This is a genomic window from Sporosarcina sp. FSL K6-3457, from assembly GCF_038007285.1.
Taxonomy (GTDB): Bacteria; Bacillota; Bacilli; order Bacillales_A; family Planococcaceae; genus Sporosarcina.
The window spans coordinates 2,764,330-2,782,368 of sequence record NZ_JBBOWX010000001.1; the positions used below are offsets into that span (position 1 = coordinate 2,764,330).

Annotated in this window: 14 protein-coding genes, 1 other RNA gene and 1 other annotated feature; of the genes, 2 read left to right on the forward strand and 13 right to left on the reverse strand. The window is 43.9% G+C overall.

Annotated elements, in window-relative coordinates; genetic code table 11:
* Positions 1 to 14: 14 nt before the first annotated feature.
* The 4 genes from N1I80_RS13705 to hisS all read right to left on the reverse strand — a co-directional run bounded on the left by N1I80_RS13705 (position 15) and on the right by hisS (position 4,184).
* Positions 15 to 782, reverse strand: coding sequence for a tRNA threonylcarbamoyladenosine dehydratase (locus tag N1I80_RS13705; protein ID WP_340738428.1), 768 nt, complete (start codon positions 780 to 782; stop codon positions 15 to 17).
* A gap of 95 nt (positions 783 to 877) precedes the next feature.
* Positions 878 to 1,061: non-coding RNA, 6S RNA (gene ssrS, locus N1I80_RS13710), on the reverse strand.
* A 66-nt stretch (positions 1,062 to 1,127) separates the two neighbouring features.
* Complete coding sequence (aspS, locus tag N1I80_RS13715) at positions 1,128 to 2,891, reverse strand: aspartate--tRNA ligase (RefSeq protein WP_340738429.1); 1,764 nt, start codon at positions 2,889 to 2,891, stop codon at positions 1,128 to 1,130.
* An 18-nt stretch (positions 2,892 to 2,909) separates the two neighbouring features.
* On the reverse strand, positions 2,910 to 4,184 hold the full coding sequence (hisS, locus tag N1I80_RS13720) for a histidine--tRNA ligase (RefSeq protein ID WP_340738430.1): 1,275 nt from the start codon (positions 4,182 to 4,184) through the stop codon (positions 2,910 to 2,912).
* Between the two features lie 163 nt (positions 4,185 to 4,347).
* Positions 4,348 to 4,584: a binding site (T-box leader), on the reverse strand.
* A gap of 121 nt (positions 4,585 to 4,705) precedes the next feature.
* Between hisS and N1I80_RS13725 the strand changes: the two genes are divergently transcribed.
* Positions 4,706 to 6,244, forward strand: a complete 1,539-nt coding sequence (locus tag N1I80_RS13725) for an N-acetylmuramoyl-L-alanine amidase (protein WP_340738431.1) — start codon at positions 4,706 to 4,708, stop codon at positions 6,242 to 6,244.
* A 57-nt stretch (positions 6,245 to 6,301) separates the two neighbouring features.
* Here N1I80_RS13725 and dtd read toward each other — a convergent pair whose 3' ends face one another.
* The 7 genes from dtd to N1I80_RS13760 form a co-directional block, all read right to left on the reverse strand.
* A complete protein-coding gene (gene dtd / locus N1I80_RS13730; protein WP_340738432.1) occupies positions 6,302 to 6,742 on the reverse strand; it encodes a D-aminoacyl-tRNA deacylase in 441 nt (146 codons plus the stop codon).
* A 13-nt stretch (positions 6,743 to 6,755) separates the two neighbouring features.
* On the reverse strand, positions 6,756 to 8,954 hold the full coding sequence (locus N1I80_RS13735) for a RelA/SpoT family protein (protein ID WP_340738433.1): 2,199 nt from the start codon (positions 8,952 to 8,954) through the stop codon (positions 6,756 to 6,758).
* A gap of 260 nt (positions 8,955 to 9,214) precedes the next feature.
* Positions 9,215 to 9,727, reverse strand: coding sequence for an adenine phosphoribosyltransferase (locus N1I80_RS13740; RefSeq protein ID WP_340738434.1), 513 nt, complete (start codon positions 9,725 to 9,727; stop codon positions 9,215 to 9,217).
* A 2-nt stretch (positions 9,728 to 9,729) separates the two neighbouring features.
* Positions 9,730 to 12,066, reverse strand: a complete 2,337-nt coding sequence (gene recJ / locus N1I80_RS13745) for a single-stranded-DNA-specific exonuclease RecJ (RefSeq protein ID WP_340738435.1) — start codon at positions 12,064 to 12,066, stop codon at positions 9,730 to 9,732.
* A 122-nt stretch (positions 12,067 to 12,188) separates the two neighbouring features.
* Positions 12,189 to 12,536 (reverse strand): LapA family protein, encoded by a 348-nt coding sequence (locus N1I80_RS13750; RefSeq protein WP_340738436.1) that lies wholly within the window; start codon positions 12,534 to 12,536, stop codon positions 12,189 to 12,191.
* A 99-nt stretch (positions 12,537 to 12,635) separates the two neighbouring features.
* The gene (gene secDF, locus N1I80_RS13755) at positions 12,636 to 14,912 is read right to left on the reverse strand and encodes a protein translocase subunit SecDF (protein WP_340738437.1); all 2,277 of its coding nucleotides are present in this window, start codon (positions 14,910 to 14,912) and stop codon (positions 12,636 to 12,638) included.
* Positions 14,913 to 15,065: 153 nt separating this feature from the next.
* The gene (locus N1I80_RS13760) at positions 15,066 to 15,392 is read right to left on the reverse strand and encodes a post-transcriptional regulator (protein ID WP_340738438.1); all 327 of its coding nucleotides are present in this window, start codon (positions 15,390 to 15,392) and stop codon (positions 15,066 to 15,068) included.
* A 95-nt stretch (positions 15,393 to 15,487) separates the two neighbouring features.
* Here N1I80_RS13760 and N1I80_RS13765 point away from each other — a divergent pair, with 95 nt between their 5' ends.
* Positions 15,488 to 17,002: a putative polysaccharide biosynthesis protein gene (locus N1I80_RS13765; RefSeq protein WP_340738439.1), complete on the forward strand. Its 1,515-nt coding sequence runs from the start codon at positions 15,488 to 15,490 to the stop codon at positions 17,000 to 17,002.
* Here N1I80_RS13765 and N1I80_RS13770 read toward each other — a convergent pair.
* A complete protein-coding gene (locus N1I80_RS13770; protein WP_340738440.1) occupies positions 16,996 to 17,637 on the reverse strand; it encodes a DUF421 domain-containing protein in 642 nt (213 codons plus the stop codon). The genes N1I80_RS13765 and N1I80_RS13770 overlap by 7 nt on opposite strands.
* Before the next feature lie 124 nt (positions 17,638 to 17,761).
* A complete protein-coding gene (gene yajC, locus N1I80_RS13775) occupies positions 17,762 to 18,034 on the reverse strand; it encodes a preprotein translocase subunit YajC (protein WP_340738441.1) in 273 nt (90 codons plus the stop codon).
* Positions 18,035 to 18,039: the final 5 nt, after the last annotated feature.

Below are 18,039 nucleotides of genomic sequence, written 5' to 3' on the forward strand. Positions count from 1 at the left end.
AGGGAGATTTTTACTTATAGCTTGTCCTTCACACGTCGAATCGGAATATCCGCGACGATATCATTGATGACCCAACTCGCGCAAACAAGTCCAGAGACCGACGGCACGAAAGCATTTGAGGCTGGAGGCATTTTGGCTTTACGAATTTGCGCTTCTGGCTTGCCGACTGTACCCACAACATCTTCCCTAACAACAACAGGACTCTCATCAGAAAAGACAACAGGAACGCCTTTGTGAATACCTTCTTTGCGCAAACGTAGGCGAATGACTTTTGCAATCGGATCCGTATGTGTTTTAGATATATCCGCAATTTGAAAACGAGTTGGATCCATTTTATTCGCCGCGCCCATGCTTGAAATGATTTTCACATCGCGAGCGAGACACTCTTTGATAAGGTGAATTTTATAGGCGATTGTATCTGATGCATCAATGACATAATTAGGTTTGTAACTGAAAAATTCATCTGCTGTTTCTTCTGTATAAAACATATGCAGCGAAATCACTTCACAGTCTTTATTAATATCCGCGATACGCTCCTGCATAATTTCCGTTTTCGAGCGACCAATCGTCGATAAGTAAGCAACACTCTGCCGATTAATATTCGTAATATCTACATTGTCCTTATCGACAAGAATGATGCGACCAATGCCACTCCTTGCGCAAGCTTCCGCTGCGAACGAGCCCACTCCTCCAACACCAAGTATCGCGACAGTCATGTCACGCATACGTTGTACACCTTCTGTACCAATTGCTAATTCATTCCGTGAAAATTGATGCAACAAGCTAATTCCGCCTTTCGTTAATCAAATAAATATGATTTTTTTCCAATAAAAAACCTCTCCGCAAAGCGCCAGAGAGGGTTATGAGTAAGATAAGAACAAATCCCGAATGTGCCGTCTTTGTAGTATCGTTTTGAACCTGCAAATTCAGCAGGTGGGTGTCCTATCCGATTACTTTGACGTCCCCCGAAGAAGGCGTGTCATCCTAATCAAAATGCGGGCTCCCGACGATAGAATGTTCGGTCAAAACTGATTGGCAAATAACGAACACTCCAGGATTCGTATTACCTTCATGGTAGCACACATTGACAGTCAATTCAATAATTTTATGAAGAAATTATTAACGTCTTACTTGTTCTTCGACATGACAAGGATACCAAGTTCCCCGAGTTGGCCGTCATCAACACGGTCAGGTGCCCCAGTTAACAGGTCGCTTGCACTTGCTGTTTTCGGGAATGCAATCGTATCACGCAAGTTTGTTGAACCTGCCAGCAACATCACGATTCGGTCAAGACCAAATGCCAAACCACCATGTGGAGGCGTTCCGTAATCAAATGCGTCAAGTAGGAAGCCAAATTGTTCTTGTGCTTGCTCCCCAGTAAAGCCAAGTGCTGCGAACATTTTCTCTTGAACATCGCGTTCGTAAATACGTAGTGATCCACCGCCAAGTTCGTAACCATTCAACACGAGGTCATAGGCAAGTGCTTTGACTGTTTCAGGGCTTGCGACCAATTCCTCTACATCGGCTGGCATTGTGAACGGGTGATGCGCTGCAGAGTAGCGTCCTGCTTTCTCGTCATATTCAAACAGTGGCCATTCTGTGACCCACAGGAAATTGAATTTTGATTCGTCGATTAAGTTATGGTCTTTACCAAACTTAGAACGAAGCGCGCCAAGTGCGTCGGCTACAACACTCTTCTTATCTGCTACGAATAGCAACAAGTCGCCGGCCTCAGCATTTGCTGCCGCTTTCAATGCAGCGCCCTCTTCGCCTTCGAAGAACTTCGCGATCGGTCCTTTGAAGCCTTCTTCGTCCACTTTCAACCAAGCAAGTCCTTTAGCACCGTAAAGTGCTGCAAACTCTGTCAATGCGTCGATATCTTTACGCGAGTATTGATCTGCTAGACCTTTGGCATTGATCAGCTTCACTTGTTGGCCTGATTCAACAGCTCCAGCAAATACTTTGAACGATGATTCTTTCATCACTTCTGACACATCTATCAATTCCATAGCGAAGCGCGTATCTGGCTTATCTGAACCGAAACGTGCCATTGCTTCGTCATAAGGTAGACGTTTGAATGGAATTTCAACATCGATGCCTTTGACATCTTTCATAACCTTTTGCATTAATTTTTCGTTCAATGAAATAATTTCTTCCATCGACATGAAACTCATTTCCATATCGATTTGTGTGAATTCCGGCTGACGGTCAGCACGAAGATCTTCATCACGGAAACAGCGAGCGATTTGGTAATAACGGTCGAAACCAGATACCATTAGCATCTGTTTGAATAATTGCGGTGATTGTGGCAAAGCGTAAAATTCGCCTTCATGGACACGGCTTGGTACGAGATAGTCACGTGCGCCTTCTGGTGTTGACTTCGTCAAAATCGGCGTTTCTACTTCAAGGAATCCTTCACTATCCAAGAAATTACGTACTGTTTTCGTAATATCCGAACGCATTTTAAAGACATTTGCTAGCTTCGGACGACGTAGGTCCAAGTATCTGTATTTCAGTCTAATTTCTTCATTGACATCTGTTTCATCTTCAATCATGAAAGGTGGGTTTTTAGCTTCGTTAATAATTGTTACTTCATCCACTTGAACTTCAATTGAACCTGTTTTCACTTTCGGGTTCTTTTGGCCCTCTTGACGCTCGATGACTTTACCCGTAATTTCAACTACATATTCGTTACGCAGTTTGTCTGCAGTTGCCAGCGCTTCTGCTGAAATATCCGGATTAAAGACGGCTTGAACGATGCCTGAACGATCCCGTACATCGACGAAAATAACGCCGCCTAGGTCACGTCTTTTTTGCACCCATCCTTTTAGTGTTACCGTTTCTCCAATTACTTGTTCTGTTAAATCTCCACAATAATGCGTTCGTTGCATTGTCTTCATCCGCCTCTCTTAGCCTAGCAATGTTACGTTAATTTTTGCGACAAGTTCTGTGAATGGCACTTTTTCCTGTGTGCCGTCCGCCATATTTTTCAGTTGTACGACGCCTTCTGTCACTTCATCTTCTCCGATGATAATGACTGTTTTCGCAGTTAGACGATCTGCCGATTTCATCTGCGCTTTCATTTTCCGGTCCATATAATCCATATCTGACCGGATGCCTGCTGCTCTTAATTCGCCTAACAGCTTGAACCCCGGACGGCGCGCGCTATCACCGAGTGTGACGATGTAGACGTCCAGTGCCGGCTCTGCCTCAAACGATACGCCTTCAGCCCCCATCGCGAGCAACAAACGCTCAATACTCATGGCAAAACCAATACCAGGTGCAGATGGTCCGCCGATTTCCTCGGCAAGCCCATTGTATCGCCCACCGCCGCAAAGCGTTGTAATCGCTCCGAAGCCTTCTGACGTACTCATAATTTCAAAAGCCGTGTGGTTATAATAATCAAGACCGCGCACAAGATTAGCATCGACCTCATAAGCAATCCCTGCGTCATCTAAATAACTTTTTACCTCTTCAAAATAGTGCGCAGATGCTTCATTCAAATAGTCAGCTAAAGAGGGTGCTGAGGCAAGTAACGGGTGACCACTATCGACTTTACAATCTAGAATACGCAATGGATTCTTTTCCAATCTAGACTGACAATCCCCACAAAATTCACCAATATGCGGATTAAAGTGCGCAATAAGTGCCGCACGATGTGCAACTCTACACTCCGTATCACCTAGCGAATTAATGACCAATTTCAATTTTGTCAATCCAACACGCTTATAGACGTCCATTGCCAGCGCAATGACTTCTGCGTCAATTGCTGGGTCTGCACTGCCAATCGCTTCCGCTCCAAACTGTACAAACTGACGATAGCGTCCGGCTTGTTGACGTTCGTAACGGAACATCGGACCTGTGTAGAACAGTTTGACAGGCTGATCGGCATAACCGAACATCTTGTTTTCCACGAAGGAGCGGACAACAGCCGCAGTCCCTTCAGGACGTAACGTCATCGAACGTTTTCCTTTATCATCAAAGGTGTACATTTCTTTTTGAACAACATCCGTTGTTTCTCCTACAAGACGTTGAAACAATTCTGTTTGTTCGAAAATAGGTGTGCGAATTTCTTTATAACGGTAAACGTCGCATACGTCGTTAATGATTTTTTCCGCTCGCTGCCATTTCCACGTTTCGGACGGTAATATGTCCTGCGTTCCTTTTGGTACTTGAAATCTCATATCCATTCCCTCCTCATGATAGTGTTTTTAGCATAGAACAAAAGCGCAAGCGCCTGTTCAGCGGCTGGAGCCTAGACGCGAAATCTCTACCTCATAAATTATCCACAGTACGAGATTTTATAATTTTCTAAGCAATAAAAAAAGACGCCCATCCCTTGCCTATGCAAGGGACGAGAGCCTTTATAGCTTCCGCGGTTCCACCCAAATTGACGCCTCTACCTCGCGTCCACTCAAAACCCGGATAACGGCCGGTTCCGTTTGTACCTACTGAATAATAATCTTTCAGCACAAAGCCTCGATGGTGTTTTTCGTTATACACGTCTGTAGGGTGGATTTCAGCCACGTCCGCCCCTCTCTTGTCAGTCCGTTATACAATTACTTTCCACGTCATCAGCAAACATTTTATATAACTTGATTAATGCTTATCTTAATGATTCCCCAACAGCGTGTCAACCTTTTTCGATTAATTGTAGTTTTTTGTCCTGAAAACTTCTACAATAGAGCATAGGGGGGATGATATTTTGTCGAAAATAAGCAAATGGATCATGGTTAGCATACTTCTCTTGAGTATATCCCAGGCTACGCCAACTACATACGCCAATACAGATTCTGTCGTCGTGGATACGGCATCGCTCCATATCCGATCTGGCCCTGGGCTGACATATGATGTCACCGGCTCACTGAAAAAAGGGAGTCAAGTAGAGGTTTTATCGACTTCAGGAGACTGGTTAGAAATTCGGGATGGTAACAGTTCGGGTTGGGTCGCTTCATGGCTAACAACTTCCACCAATCAGTCAGCTGCGAGTACGACGACCATCGTGGCACGCGTCGACCAATTGAATATTAGATCAGGCCCTTCCATTGGCTCCGCCGTACTAGGACGCATGTCTGCTGGAGATGAGGCGCTGATGACCAGACAAGACGGAGAATGGGCTGCGATCACATATAGCGGTGTAACCGGCTGGGTACATACAGACTATATTACACAACTGGCCGAGCAAGCGAGTACACCTACGACAACTACATCTGTTGAACAAACAGCAACAGCGGAATTGTTTACTGTGGCCGTTGATGCGCTCAATGTCCGAAAGAAAGCCGATCTTTCATCCAAACGGATTGGACTTATTGCACGCGGCGAATCGTATAGCGTGAAAAAGGTCGATGGCAACTGGGTACAAATTGCAATTGATAAAAACAAACAAGGATGGGTCTATTCCTTCCACGGGACACTGTCATCAAGTGGCACGCAAAATGCTGACACTTCTGAGGCAGGGACAGTCACAATCCTGTCCAACGGTACAAATATTCGTACCGAGGCTACAACTTCCTCAGAGATTGCTACACGTGCAGATGCGGGGCAAAAGTTTTCAATCATCCAGGAACATGGAGATTGGTATGAAATTGCTTTGCCGACAGGAGGATCTGCCTTTATCGCCAAATGGGTTGTGTCTATCGGAGATGAGCCGACTACAGCTGAACCTGTCAAAAAAGAAGCGCGTCCGCGCGTTCCTGGTACCTTAAAGGGACTAACCATCGTGATTGATGCTGGGCACGGCGGCTATGACCATGGCACAACTGGCGCACGAGGCACAGACGAGAAAGACATCACATTGCTCACTTCTGAGCTTTTAGCATCTAAATTGACAGCAGCAGGTGCCGAGGTTGTCATGACGCGTGAAGCAGATACCTTTGTATCGTTAAGAAAACGAGCCGCCGTCAGTAACCAAGTAGCGGCAGATGCATTCGTCAGTATCCATTACGATGCAAATCCAGATTCAAGTGTGGCAGGCTTTACAACCTATTACACCCATCCGCATCAAAAAGCGCTAGCTTCTTCAGTGAACAGTAGTTTGGCTTCTTCCATCAATCTACGTAACCGCGGGGCACAACCAGCAGATTTCCTTGTCCTTCGCGAAAATAGGCAAAATGCGATTTTAATAGAGCTCGGTTTCCTATCCAATGCAGCTGAAGAGCGGACAGTCACCACCGACATGTTCCGCGAACAAGCAACACACGGGATTTATAATGGGCTTCTCAACTATTTCGATTCAATTGATTAACGATAAAAAGATAAAAAGCAAGATTTCCTTTTGGTTTAGGGAATCTTGCTTTTTATATTATTTCGATTCTACTAGGATTGTCACAGGACCATCGTTGACGAGCTCTACATCCATCATGGCGCCGAAAACACCTGTCTGAACATGTAACCCCTCTTGTTCTAGCTTGCGGTTAAACGCTTGCCATAATGGTTTTGCCTGTTCAGGCCTAGCCGCCTCTGTGAAGCTCGGGCGACGCCCTTTTTTCACATCCCCATATAGCGTAAACTGAGATACTGACAAAATAGCTCCGCCCACTTCGAGAATAGAATGGTTCATCTTCCCTTCGACATCTTCCCACAAACGAAGACCTGCAATTTTTTTCGCAATATATGCCGCATCTTCTTCCGTGTCCTCATGCGTGATACCTACAAGTAACACATAACCCTTATCAATCGAGCCCGTCACCTGTCCGTCAACTCGCACAGCAGCCGGCCCCGATCTTTGCAACAACACTTTCATCGGTTCCATCCCCCTAATTAATGACACGCTGCACGGAGTAGATATCACGAATTTGTTTAATTCGATCGACAATTCTGTGCAAATGTGCAATATCCGTAATCTTAATAGTCATATTGATACGTGCAATTTTGTCACGATCCGCTTTGCCACTCACTGCCACCATTGGTGTTTTCGTTTCCGCAACGACCATCATCACTTCGTTTAGTAAACCTTGTCGATCAAATGCAGATACTTCAATATCAACCAGAAATTCTTTCTTAGAATCCGCTGGTCCCAACGCCCATTCCACGTCAATAATCCGATCACTATCCCCATCATCAGTCATAATATTCGGGCAGTCCATGCGATGGACGGAAACCCCTCGCCCTTTCGTGATAAATCCAACAATTTCATCGCCAGGTACTGGATTACAACACTTCGATAAGCGAATGAGTAAATTGTCGATTCCTTTCACGATGACACCCGATTCAGTCATTTTGTCAGGCGGCGTTGCCTTCATATCCTTAACAATTTTGTCGATCGTATCTTGTTGTTCGCGTTCTTTACGCAGTTTCTCGGCCATACGATTGACAACTTGTTGGGCCGTTATGCCGTTAAATCCAACAGCCGCGTACATATCTTCTTCTGAAGTAAAACTAAACTTTTCAATGACCCGCTTAATTCCCTCTTGGGTAAGTGTTTCTTTCAGGTCATATTCTTGCGCTTTTATTTCTTTTTCAATCATTTCCCGACCTTTAAGGATATTCTCATCCCGCAGTTGTTTTTTGAAATACTGTCGGATTTTATTTTTAGCTTGAGAGGTATTGGCAATTTTCAACCAGTCACGGCTTGGCCCAAATGATTGCTTCGATGTCAAAATTTCAATAATATCGCCCGTAAATAATTCAGCATCCAACGGCACCATCTTGCCATTCACTTTCGCACCGATTGTACGGTTTCCAACCTCAGAATGGACACGGTAGGCAAAATCAATAGGAACGGAACCTGCTGGGAGCTCTATTACATCGCCGTCTGGTGTAAAGACGTAGACCATATCCGAAAATAAATCGAATTTCAAAGACTCCATAAATTCTTCAGCGTTCGAAGATTCGTTTTGGATTTCTAGTATCTCTCTAAACCATGTCAATTTCGAATCGATATCACTTGGAAGGGCAGTCAGCGTTTTCCCTTCTTTATACGCCCAATGTGCAGCAACCCCGAACTCGGCAATTTTATGCATTTCTTCTGTCCGAATTTGTACTTCCAACGGATCACCGGCTGGCCCGACAACCGTTGTATGCAACGACTGATAAAGGTTTTGTTTCGGCATCGCGATATAGTCCTTAAATCTTCCTGGCATCGGCTTCCACAGCGTATGAATGATACCGAGGACCGCATAGCAATCTTTAATACTTGAGACAATAATTCTGACAGCTAGCAAATCATAGATTTCATTAAATTCTTTTTTCTGAATAACCATCTTACGGTAAATCGAATACAGATGCTTCGGTCGCCCCGAAAGATCGGCAGCGATGTCCATCTCTCCGATTTCACTTTTAATCTGTTCCATTACATTCTCTAAATAATTTTCACGTTCCACACGTTTGCGCTTCATCATATTGACAATTCGGTAATATTGCTGCGGATTCAAATAACGCAAAGCGATATCCTCTAGTTCCCATTTGATAGCAGATATCCCTAAACGATGAGCGAGCGGTGCAAATATTTCCAAAGTTTCGGCTGCAACTCGGCGTTGCTTTTCTTCTGGCACATGCTTAAGCGTCCGCATATTGTGAAGCCGGTCTGCCAGTTTGATCAAAATAACACGGATATCCTGAGCCATTGCCACAAACATCTTGCGGTGATTTTCCGCTTGTTTCTCTTCTTTCGATTTATACTTTAACTTTTCAAGTTTCGTCACGCCATCGACGAGCATCGCGACTTCTTCTCCGAAGTCATCGATGATATCTTCCCTGCTAACGTCCGTATCTTCCACAACGTCGTGGAGGAATCCCGCAGCGACCGTCGAAGGGTCCATTTGCAATTCGGCTAGAATACCCGCAACTTGGACAGGATGAAGAATATATGCCTCACCTGAACTCCTATACTGTCCCACATGTGCAGACTTCGCAGCCTCATATGCTTTTTTGACGAATTCAACGTGTTCTTCATTCATATAGGAGGCGACAAATGAAAATATTTCTTCTGCCGTCATGTCACGATTTTTCGCCATCATCTTACCCCTTTCGACCTTATCCGCAAAATTATTAGTATTCCTATTGTATGTATAAAAGCATGCATATGTAAAGTCCTTATATAAAATCAATTGCGCCTCGGCGTAATTGCGTCCAGATTTTTTTCGAGCCCGCTCGAAAAGCCACCCCTAAAAATCTGTGACATCCGCCGGAGGCTTATTTTAAATATTGGGGGGGGTAATCCCCATTATTTAAAATAGAAAAGTCCTTCGCGTGTCGTGCGAAGGACTTTTCTATTTTAGTACGTAATCAGTGATCGCATGTCATAGCCTTGCAATTTTTCACGACCGTCTAAATAAGACAACTCAATGATAAATGCACAACCTGCCACTATGCCACCAAGCTTTTCAACAAGCTCAACTGTCGCACCGACCGTACCACCTGTCGCTAGGAGATCATCTACGATTAGTACACGCTGCCCTGGCTTAATAGCATCCTTATGAATCGTCAATGTGTCTTTACCGTATTCAAGATCATACTCAACCTCAATCGTTTCCCGTGGTAATTTACCAGGTTTACGAACCGGCGCAAAGCCAACTTCTAACGCATAAGCAACCGGACAACCGATGATGAAGCCACGTGCTTCAGGACCAACAATAATATCCGTCCCTACTTCTTTGGCAAATTTAACAATTTCATCTGTCGCAAATTTATAAGCCTGGCCATTATCCATAATCGTTGAAATATCCTTAAAGCTAATACCTTCCTTCGGATAATCTGGCACGATTGTTACATATTCTTTTAAATCCACAATTATTCCTCCCCGTTGCTAGTTCCATTTCTAACATCTTCAAACCATTGTTTCAATTCCATATATGGCGCATAGAGCAATACTTTTTCAAGTTCCATCTGCCGCTCACGCTCCTGATAAGAGGGCGCTTCAGAAAGATCCCGTTTACCCACTGTCTCCATAACAGAAACAAGACCATTTTCTATCTTAACAAACCCAAGCTCAGAAAACACCTGTGACATGAAATAAACCGTATCCTTTTTCCATGCTTTATGGGCCGTCAACTGCTCTCCATTTTTCGCCATATCAAATTGTCCACGTTTTTTCAAGAAGCTATAGTACCAGCCAAACTGATCGCGAGCTGGTAAGCCATCAAAATACTTCGAATCTGCGGCATAGAAGTGCGCATACACTCGCTTCGGATGAAGCCCTACAACAAGTTCCTCCAAATGCTTGGCGTCATCTGGTATATCCAGCAAAACAAGATTATCGGCCTCTGCTACCTGTCCCTGCCCGGCAAGGTGAATCGCAATCCCTTGTAAGGATGATTGGAAATACATCACCGTTTGTTCATGAAAGGCTACAAATAACGTATGTTCCACTGGAATGGTTGGCAACCATCTCGCCGGTTCACGAATACCTCGCAAGTCGAATAACTGCCAATCGTCAGACCGAATATCACTAATGAGTAATTGCGGCTTTTTATTGCCATTCCATTCATTGACTTGCAAATCGCCTACAACGGATAATTTGATGCCTGGCGTAATGTCATCAGCGATATGCCCTAAGCTGAAACCAATCGCGTCCAACGAATGCTCACCAGCGGCCAATTCCAATTTCATATGATTTTTTGCTGCACCAATTTTTCGAACTGTCACTGCCGATAAATCTTCCAGTACGTACAACGGTTTTTGAAAATCCATGCCGAAGGGGCGTAACAGCTCCAGTGACTCTAAAACTCCTACATCAATCTCGTCAATCGATAACGGTACATCGATCACAATCTCGGGAGACAAACTATCCCCCGTCAATACTTGTGCCGCTTGCGCATTTAATTGATCGCGCAACACATCCACATCCGAAATTGCAAGAGACATCCCTGCAGCCATTTGGTGACCCCCAAAGTGTGGCAGGATGTCTTTGTTCTTCGATAACTCCGCAAACATATCGAAGCCTGCAATACTTCTAGCAGACCCTTTCGCAATCCCTTTTTCCGCATCAATCGATAACACAATCGTCGGACGGTAGTATTTCTCAGTAATGCGCGAGGCAACGATGCCGACAACCCCAGCATTCCAACCCTCTGCGGCAATAACGAAGACATAAGGAATATTATTACCATACGTTTTCACAATGAAATCTTCTGCTTCCTGACTAATAGCCGCTACAATCGCTTGCCTTTCTTTATTCAACGTATCTAGCTCTTTCGCCAATGATGTCGCTAGTACCGTATCTTCCGTTTTCAGCAAATGAACGGCTGGAGAGGCATCACCTAGACGCCCAGCCGCATTCAAACGAGGCCCAATCATAAATCCAATTGACTCCTCCGATAGTACGGCTTGCTCAGTACCTGCGATGCGTGCGAGTGCTTGTATCGCGGGACGCTTCGAAACACGCATTTGCTTAATGCCTTCTTTAACAAAATAACGATTTTCCCCACGCAATGACACAAGATCCGCGACTGTACCGATGGCCACAAGTTCAAATAAGTCTTGTGGAACTTCACCAAGTAACGCACAGGCAAGCTTGAATGCCACACCAACACCCGCTAGGTCGCCAAAAGGATAATCCCCCTCTGGATGACGCGGGTGGACGATGGCATCTGCTGGTGGCATGACACTGCCGATTTCGTGATGGTCTGTCACAATGACATCTAATCCAAGTGTTTTGGCATAAGCAATTTCGTCAATCCCCGAAATGCCATTATCGACGGTCACAATGAGTGACATGCCTTGTTCATAGAGCTCTAGAAATAAATCTCTATTCGGACCATAGCCATGCGTAAAGCGGTTAGGAATCGCGAATACAGCATCCGCTCCTAGCCGCTCAAGTGCTGTCATGAGAACCGTAACACTGGTCACGCCATCGCCATCGTAATCTCCATAAACCGCGATTTTTTTATCGGCAGCGATAGCTTTTGTAATGAGCTCAACCGCCTTATCCATTTCATAAAGTAAATAAGGATCATGCATAGCTGATGCATCCATATGTAAAAAAGCTTTTGCTTCCTCTGGATTCGTTAGCCCTCTTGAAGCCAATATTTTTGCTTGGACTGACGACAGGCCGAGTTCCGTTGTCAACAAGTTAACAATTTGTTCGTCCGGCCGCTGCACTGTCCATCTTTTCATTGATTCAATCAAAATCTTTCACATCCTCACGTTCATTATAGCGGATGCGCAGAATATCTGGAAGAAAAGTTACTAGGCTATAAGCATAAAAAAGCACCTTCTCTGATAATCGTTCGAGAAAGGTGCTCATTCCATTAGTCAGTTATCGGTTCGACAACTTTTTCTACTTCTACTACCGGGGCCTTCGGATGCTTCTGTAACTCTGCAATTTCATTTTGCTGCGACGCAATTGTCTGCTCTTTCAGCGTAATTTCTTTCTGCAATTCTTTCAGGCGATGATTGGACTGCACCGTACGGAACATTGCGACAAAACCACTCACTGCTGCTCCAAGAAGGGCCGAAAATAAAATGACAAGAACGAGTGGCAACTCTGCTGTACCGAAAATATAATTCACTCGTACAGCATCAATATTGAAGATGGCAAAGAGAGAGATAATAATTGCAAATAACAGTCCTAACAGCAAACTCCATTGAAACTTCATAACACTTCCCCCTTTTACTAGTATCAATTACGATTCAAATTAAAAAATGGAACAGGATATACTGTAGAGTATACCCTGTTCCATGAAGTTGTGAAACTCTTATACGACAGGCTCGTCTGAACCCCATTGTTTCTTCTGCTCATCTGCTTTAATAGGACCTTTTTCTTTCAATTCACGTTTCTTCAGATCAAACCAAATTTGAGCTGAGATGAAGATTGAAGAATATGTTCCCGCAAACAATCCAATAAGAAGTGCAATCGAGAATGGACGAATCGATTCTGCACCTAAAAGTGCTAATGCTGCAACTACAAGAATAACAGTCAGCACTGTATTGACAGAGCGTCCAAGTGTTTGACGCAATGACTTGTTGACGATATCCGCTAGCTCTCCCTCTGTTGCAATATGCTTACGATGGCTAATATTTTCCCGTATCCGGTCAAACGTAACAATCGTATCATTGATGGAATACCCGACAATTGTCAAGACTGCCGCGATGAATGTCACATCGACTTCAAGTCGTAAAATACTAAAGACGGCAACCATGAAAAATGCATCATGCAATAGCCCAATAATGGATGCTACGCCCATACGCCACTCAAAACGGAAGGCGACGTATATGACAATGCCTAAAGCTGCATATAACAGTGCATACATTGCGTTTTTCGCAAGCTCTTTACCAACTGTATTGGATACTGTTGAAACATTCGCTTCAGCACCAAACTCAGCTGCTAAATCAGCCTTCAACTGGCTAACCTCTTCCTGTTTAAATTCTTCTTTATAACGAACAACACCAATATTTTTCGTATCTCCTGAAATAATAATATCAGTAGAGGGATGTCCGATTTTATCAAGATAATCAGAAACCTCAGCTGTTGTTATAGAGTCGTTCGACACTACTTCAACACGCGTACCACCTGCGAAGTCAATCCCTAGATTCAATTTGAAGATACCAAGCACAATAATGCCTGTTGTCAACAAAATCGCTGAGATGGTGTAAAATTTCTTACGCGTACCCACAAAATCCAAACGGTCGAATTTCGTTGTTAACTCCAATGTTTCTACTTTCTCTTCTGCAGGATGAATTCTGTTTTTCGAAATACCGAATAGTCCTGTTTTGCCATCTAGTAGGCCACTGTTGACAAGAAGACCTAGCAATAAGCGCGATCCCCAGACAGCCGTCAAGAAGCTGGCTAGAATACTAATAATCAACACGACCGCAAACCCTTTGACCGAGCTTGTCCCAAATATAAAGAGTACAACTGCTGCAATCATTGTCGTAATATTAGCATCCAAAATAGCTGTGAATGCAGATTTTGCCCCTGCTGAAAATGAGGTTTGGATTGATTTACCTACACGTAATTCTTCACGAATTCGTTCGTACGTCAAGATATTGGCATCGACGGCCATACCGACCCCGAGCATTAGAGCTGCGATACCTGGTAGCGTCAGCACACCATTGATGAGCGTGAAGACGAGTAAAATGATGTAAATATAAATTGACAATGTAATAACTGCCACCAGACCTGGTAGACGGTAGTAAGCAATCATAAAGACAAAAATAAGCGCAATACCAATAATTCCTGCAAATATCGTCTTGCTCAGTGCCTGCTCACCAAACTGTGCCCCGACTGAAGTTGAATAGACTTCTTCCAGGTGGACAGGCAGTGCACCGGCGTTCAAAATACCCGCAAGTTCTTTCGTCTCTTTCGTCGTAAATGACCCATCAATCTGCACATTAGAAGAAGCGATTGTTTTCGTCACTTGAGGAGCTGAAACAATTTTACGATCCTTTTCGGGCTTTAAAATTTCTGTTGCATAAGAATCTTCACCTTCAACAAAATCGAGCCAAATAACGAGTAAGTTCTGACCAGGCGGTTTAGCCTTAATTTCAGTCGTAACCTCACCGAATTTATTTGCATCTTTCATTTCAAGCGTCACGACAGGATTATTATATTCACCAAAGCCTCCCGTCGCTTTACCTTCTTTCAAATCATCTCCACTTAATAGGAGCTTGTCATCAACATCCCTGAATGTTAAATCTGCCTGCGTCGATAACAGTTCACGGGCTTTGTCTTGGTCCTCTACACCTGCAAGCTGTACCCGAATCCGGTTATTGGATTCAACTTGAATATTTGGCTCACTAACACCGAGAACGTCCACTCGGCTTCCCAGTGCATCCGCTGTATCTGCAACAACTGATTCCGTTATTTTTGTACCGCCTTTTAATTCTTGAACTTCATACAGAACTTCAAAGCCCCCTTGTAAATCAAGGCCAAGTTTAACATTGTTCAATATCGGACTAGTAGTCGTTCCCATCGTCCCAGCGAACAAGACAAGCAGTAATAGGAACGCAATGATCCGTCCTCTTCTTTTCATAATTCCATTTCCCCCTCTTTATATGGAGCTGTACGGCAATCTGGTGTACATACTCCGAGAACAACACAATACTTTATACTAGAAACACAATATGTACATTATGAAACACGACCACCCATGTGTCAAATGGTCGTGTGTAAGTATATCATATCTCTACTTTTGAATGACTACTTTTGATTGAACGGGTGCCAGTAAAATTTGTAATTCTTCACTATTAATAGCTGAGAACCAATCGGAACTTCTTTGTTCTTCAATTTGGGTGAATGTCATAAACTCAGCAGATGACACATGCAAGATATCATGAGCCATTTCATGCATTCGCATCGCAAGAATATCTTTTTTGCGCCATTTCTTTTGAACACAATATGTCCAAATCGCTTCATTAGTGACCGTTGGGTAGCCGTAGAGATGAAACTCGTTCTTTTTGCTGTCAATCGCGGGCAACATGTGGGTGTACAATTGTTCAAATTGTCGGACCATCATCCCATTCCTTTCATCCATAGTCGTAAGTGCGTACATTTTTGCATACGCTAAGTGTATATGAAATGACCGGAATTAGGAAGGAGTTGTTTAAATTGTCTTCATTTATCCGCGGGACAGTCGTTCTGATGGTCGCTGTCTTCCTGTCCAAGCTTTTAGGATTCGTCTTCCGGATTCAATTCATGAGGATTGCTGGTGAAGAAGCCGTTGGTATTTATATGACCGCATACCCCGCTTTCATTTTTTTCCTGTCACTCGTCCAACTCGGCGTTCCAATTGCCATTGCAAAAGTCATCGCCGAGCTTGATGCCAAAGGGCAAACAGTCAAGCTACCTGCTGTCATGAAAACGGCAACCTTCATCACCATCTTAACAAGTGCGGTTTTCATCCCCGCCTCCATTTTGTTCGTCCCTTACTTATCAGAGACCTTGCTCGGCAACGCGGCCTCCTCGACGACATTGTATGTAGGGATTGCAATTGTGCCTGTTGCTGCAATCGGCGGGTTAATTCGCGGGTATTTTCAAGGGATTGCCCGCATTGAAGAAACAGCTTGGTCACAAATCATTGAACAATTTGTACGAATTATACTCATTACATGGCTGTTACCCTCTCTTTTAATAAATGGCAATACCGCCATGAATGCCGCCTATGCAATGGGCATCACGTTGCTGGCAGAACTCTTTTCTTTACTCTACTTATTACTCAAATACCAACAGCGAAAAAGACGTATTCCGAAAGAGCAACAGGTCAAGCGCTATCCAATGGAACCGCTACTCGCCATTGCACTCCCTTCTTCTGGTAGCCGACTATTCGGAACGTTTACATGGTTTTTAGAACCGATTATCTTTTTACGTGCTTTAGCTATGTCAGGGGTTACTGCTGTCGCCGCTACGTCCCTTTACGGCATCATATCCGGCGTACTCATACCGTTACTACTGTTCCCCTCCTTTATTCCTTACGCTTTGTCCGTCGTCCTTGTACCTGCCGTCAGTGGTGCAGCAGCTTCGACAAACAAAGGGAAATTACAGGAACGGATTCACTTATCCCTTCGATTGTCAGCCTTGACAGGGGCTTTTGCAGCGGCGGTTTTCTATGTTCACGGACAGGCACTGGCAGAAAAACTGTTTCATGTGACAGAAGGGGCATCCTTTATGACGTTACTCGCCCCTATTTTTTTCTTTTATTACATCCAAAGTCCACTCTATTCAATTTTACAGGCAACAGGGGATGCAAAAGCAGGGATGATGAACTCCGTATATGGCGGCATTGCGAAGCTCGGTGTTATGTTCATCCTCGCTTCGCAGCCAGGTCTACAAGTGACAGGTGCTGTCTTAGCCATTGGTTTCGGTGTACTCATTACATCCTTTCTCCATATCGCAACATTGCGTAAAAACAAAGCGACTGCGACGGGTTTCACTATGTTTGCCATGCCCTATGCTTCCTTCATCATGACCGCCATTATGCGCCCGATTTTCATTCCAATTGGTGATTTTGGCTTAATCACAGAATGTATCATTACAACTCTATTCCTATTTGTCATTCTCATGCTGACAGGGCAAGTGAAGAAAAATGATTTACTGCAATTCAAAAAGCTAGTGAAGCGTCATTGAAATTTCTCTTTTAGTTGATATTTCAACTCTCCATTCTCAAATGTACAGTAGAAAATCTGTTGTATCTCATTAATCCCTTGGTTTTTTAGTTCCTTTTCAAGCCATTCTTCTGTTTGGCCGGTTAGCGCTAGATGCTTATGTTGAATAACCCCATCAGAAATAAGCGCAAAGACAGGCTGAACAGCATCATGTTTGAATACGGATAAGTTCCCCGACGGTTCCAAATAAGCAAAAGAGACTTCATGCACCGAGCCAATTTGTTGTTCACGTAGCTGTTGAAATAAATCATCCAAATTATACCGCTGTTTTCGCATTTCATGTTCCATTATTTGACCATGCCGAATAATAATCGTCGGCTCACCATCTACAGTATCTCTAAACCTTTTACTTTTTAATGAAATAAAAGAGGATAGTAATTGAATCCCCAATAAAATAAGCATCGGCACAATGGATTGCAGTAGCTTTTGGTCAGGAGAATCGAGTGCAAATGCTGCCACTTCAGCCATAATGACAAAAACAACAATATCGATAACCCCAAGCTCGCCAACTTCTCGTTTCCCCATGATGCGCAAAATAATAACGATGAGGATATATAAGAAAACTGTCCGAAAACCAATGATCAATAAGTCGTGCATAACAATCCCCCCTTTTCACGAAGGATGCCCTTTATACTTCGACTTATATACACAGTCCATATAGAAAAAGAGACGACTGCCTAGAAGGATAATATCCTATCTAGCCAATCGCCTCTTCTTGTACTTATAGACCTGCTTTAGATTCTGTTACACGTCCGACTGCTTGTCTATCGAATTGCAATGTTGTGCCTTCAGCAACTTTAAGGAATACCGACGAGTCGTCAACCGCATCGATTGTTCCGTGTATTCCACCAATTGTAATGACATGATCTCCGCGTTTCAAATCGCTTTGCATCTGCTTCGTCGCTTTCTGTCTCTTTTGCGCCGGCCTGATTAACAAAAACCACATCACTGCGAACATCGCCACGAACGGCAATAATCCAGCTAAACCTTCCATAATTT

Bases quoted from the DNA above. Each gene is read 5' to 3' on its own strand.
- yajC (WP_340738441.1), bottom strand. From the start codon at position 18,034: ATGGAAGGTTTAGCTGGATTATTGCCGTTCGTGGCGATGTTCGCAGTG.
- aspS (WP_340738429.1), bottom strand. From the start codon at position 2,891: ATGCAACGAACGCATTATTGTGGAGATTTAACAGAACAAGTAATTGGA.
- N1I80_RS13750 (WP_340738436.1), bottom strand. From the start codon at position 12,536: ATGAAGTTTCAATGGAGTTTGCTGTTAGGACTGTTATTTGCAATTATT.
- N1I80_RS13735 (WP_340738433.1), bottom strand. From the start codon at position 8,954: ATGGCGAAAAATCGTGACATGACGGCAGAAGAAATATTTTCATTTGTC.
- dtd (WP_340738432.1), bottom strand. From the start codon at position 6,742: ATGAAAGTGTTGTTGCAAAGATCGGGGCCGGCTGCTGTGCGAGTTGAC.
- N1I80_RS13770 (WP_340738440.1), bottom strand. From the start codon at position 17,637: ATGCACGACTTATTGATCATTGGTTTTCGGACAGTTTTCTTATATATC.
- secDF (WP_340738437.1), bottom strand. From the start codon at position 14,912: ATGAAAAGAAGAGGACGGATCATTGCGTTCCTATTACTGCTTGTCTTG.
- hisS (WP_340738430.1), bottom strand. From the start codon at position 4,184: ATGAGATTTCAAGTACCAAAAGGAACGCAGGACATATTACCGTCCGAA.
- N1I80_RS13760 (WP_340738438.1), bottom strand. From the start codon at position 15,392: ATGGTCCGACAATTTGAACAATTGTACACCCACATGTTGCCCGCGATT.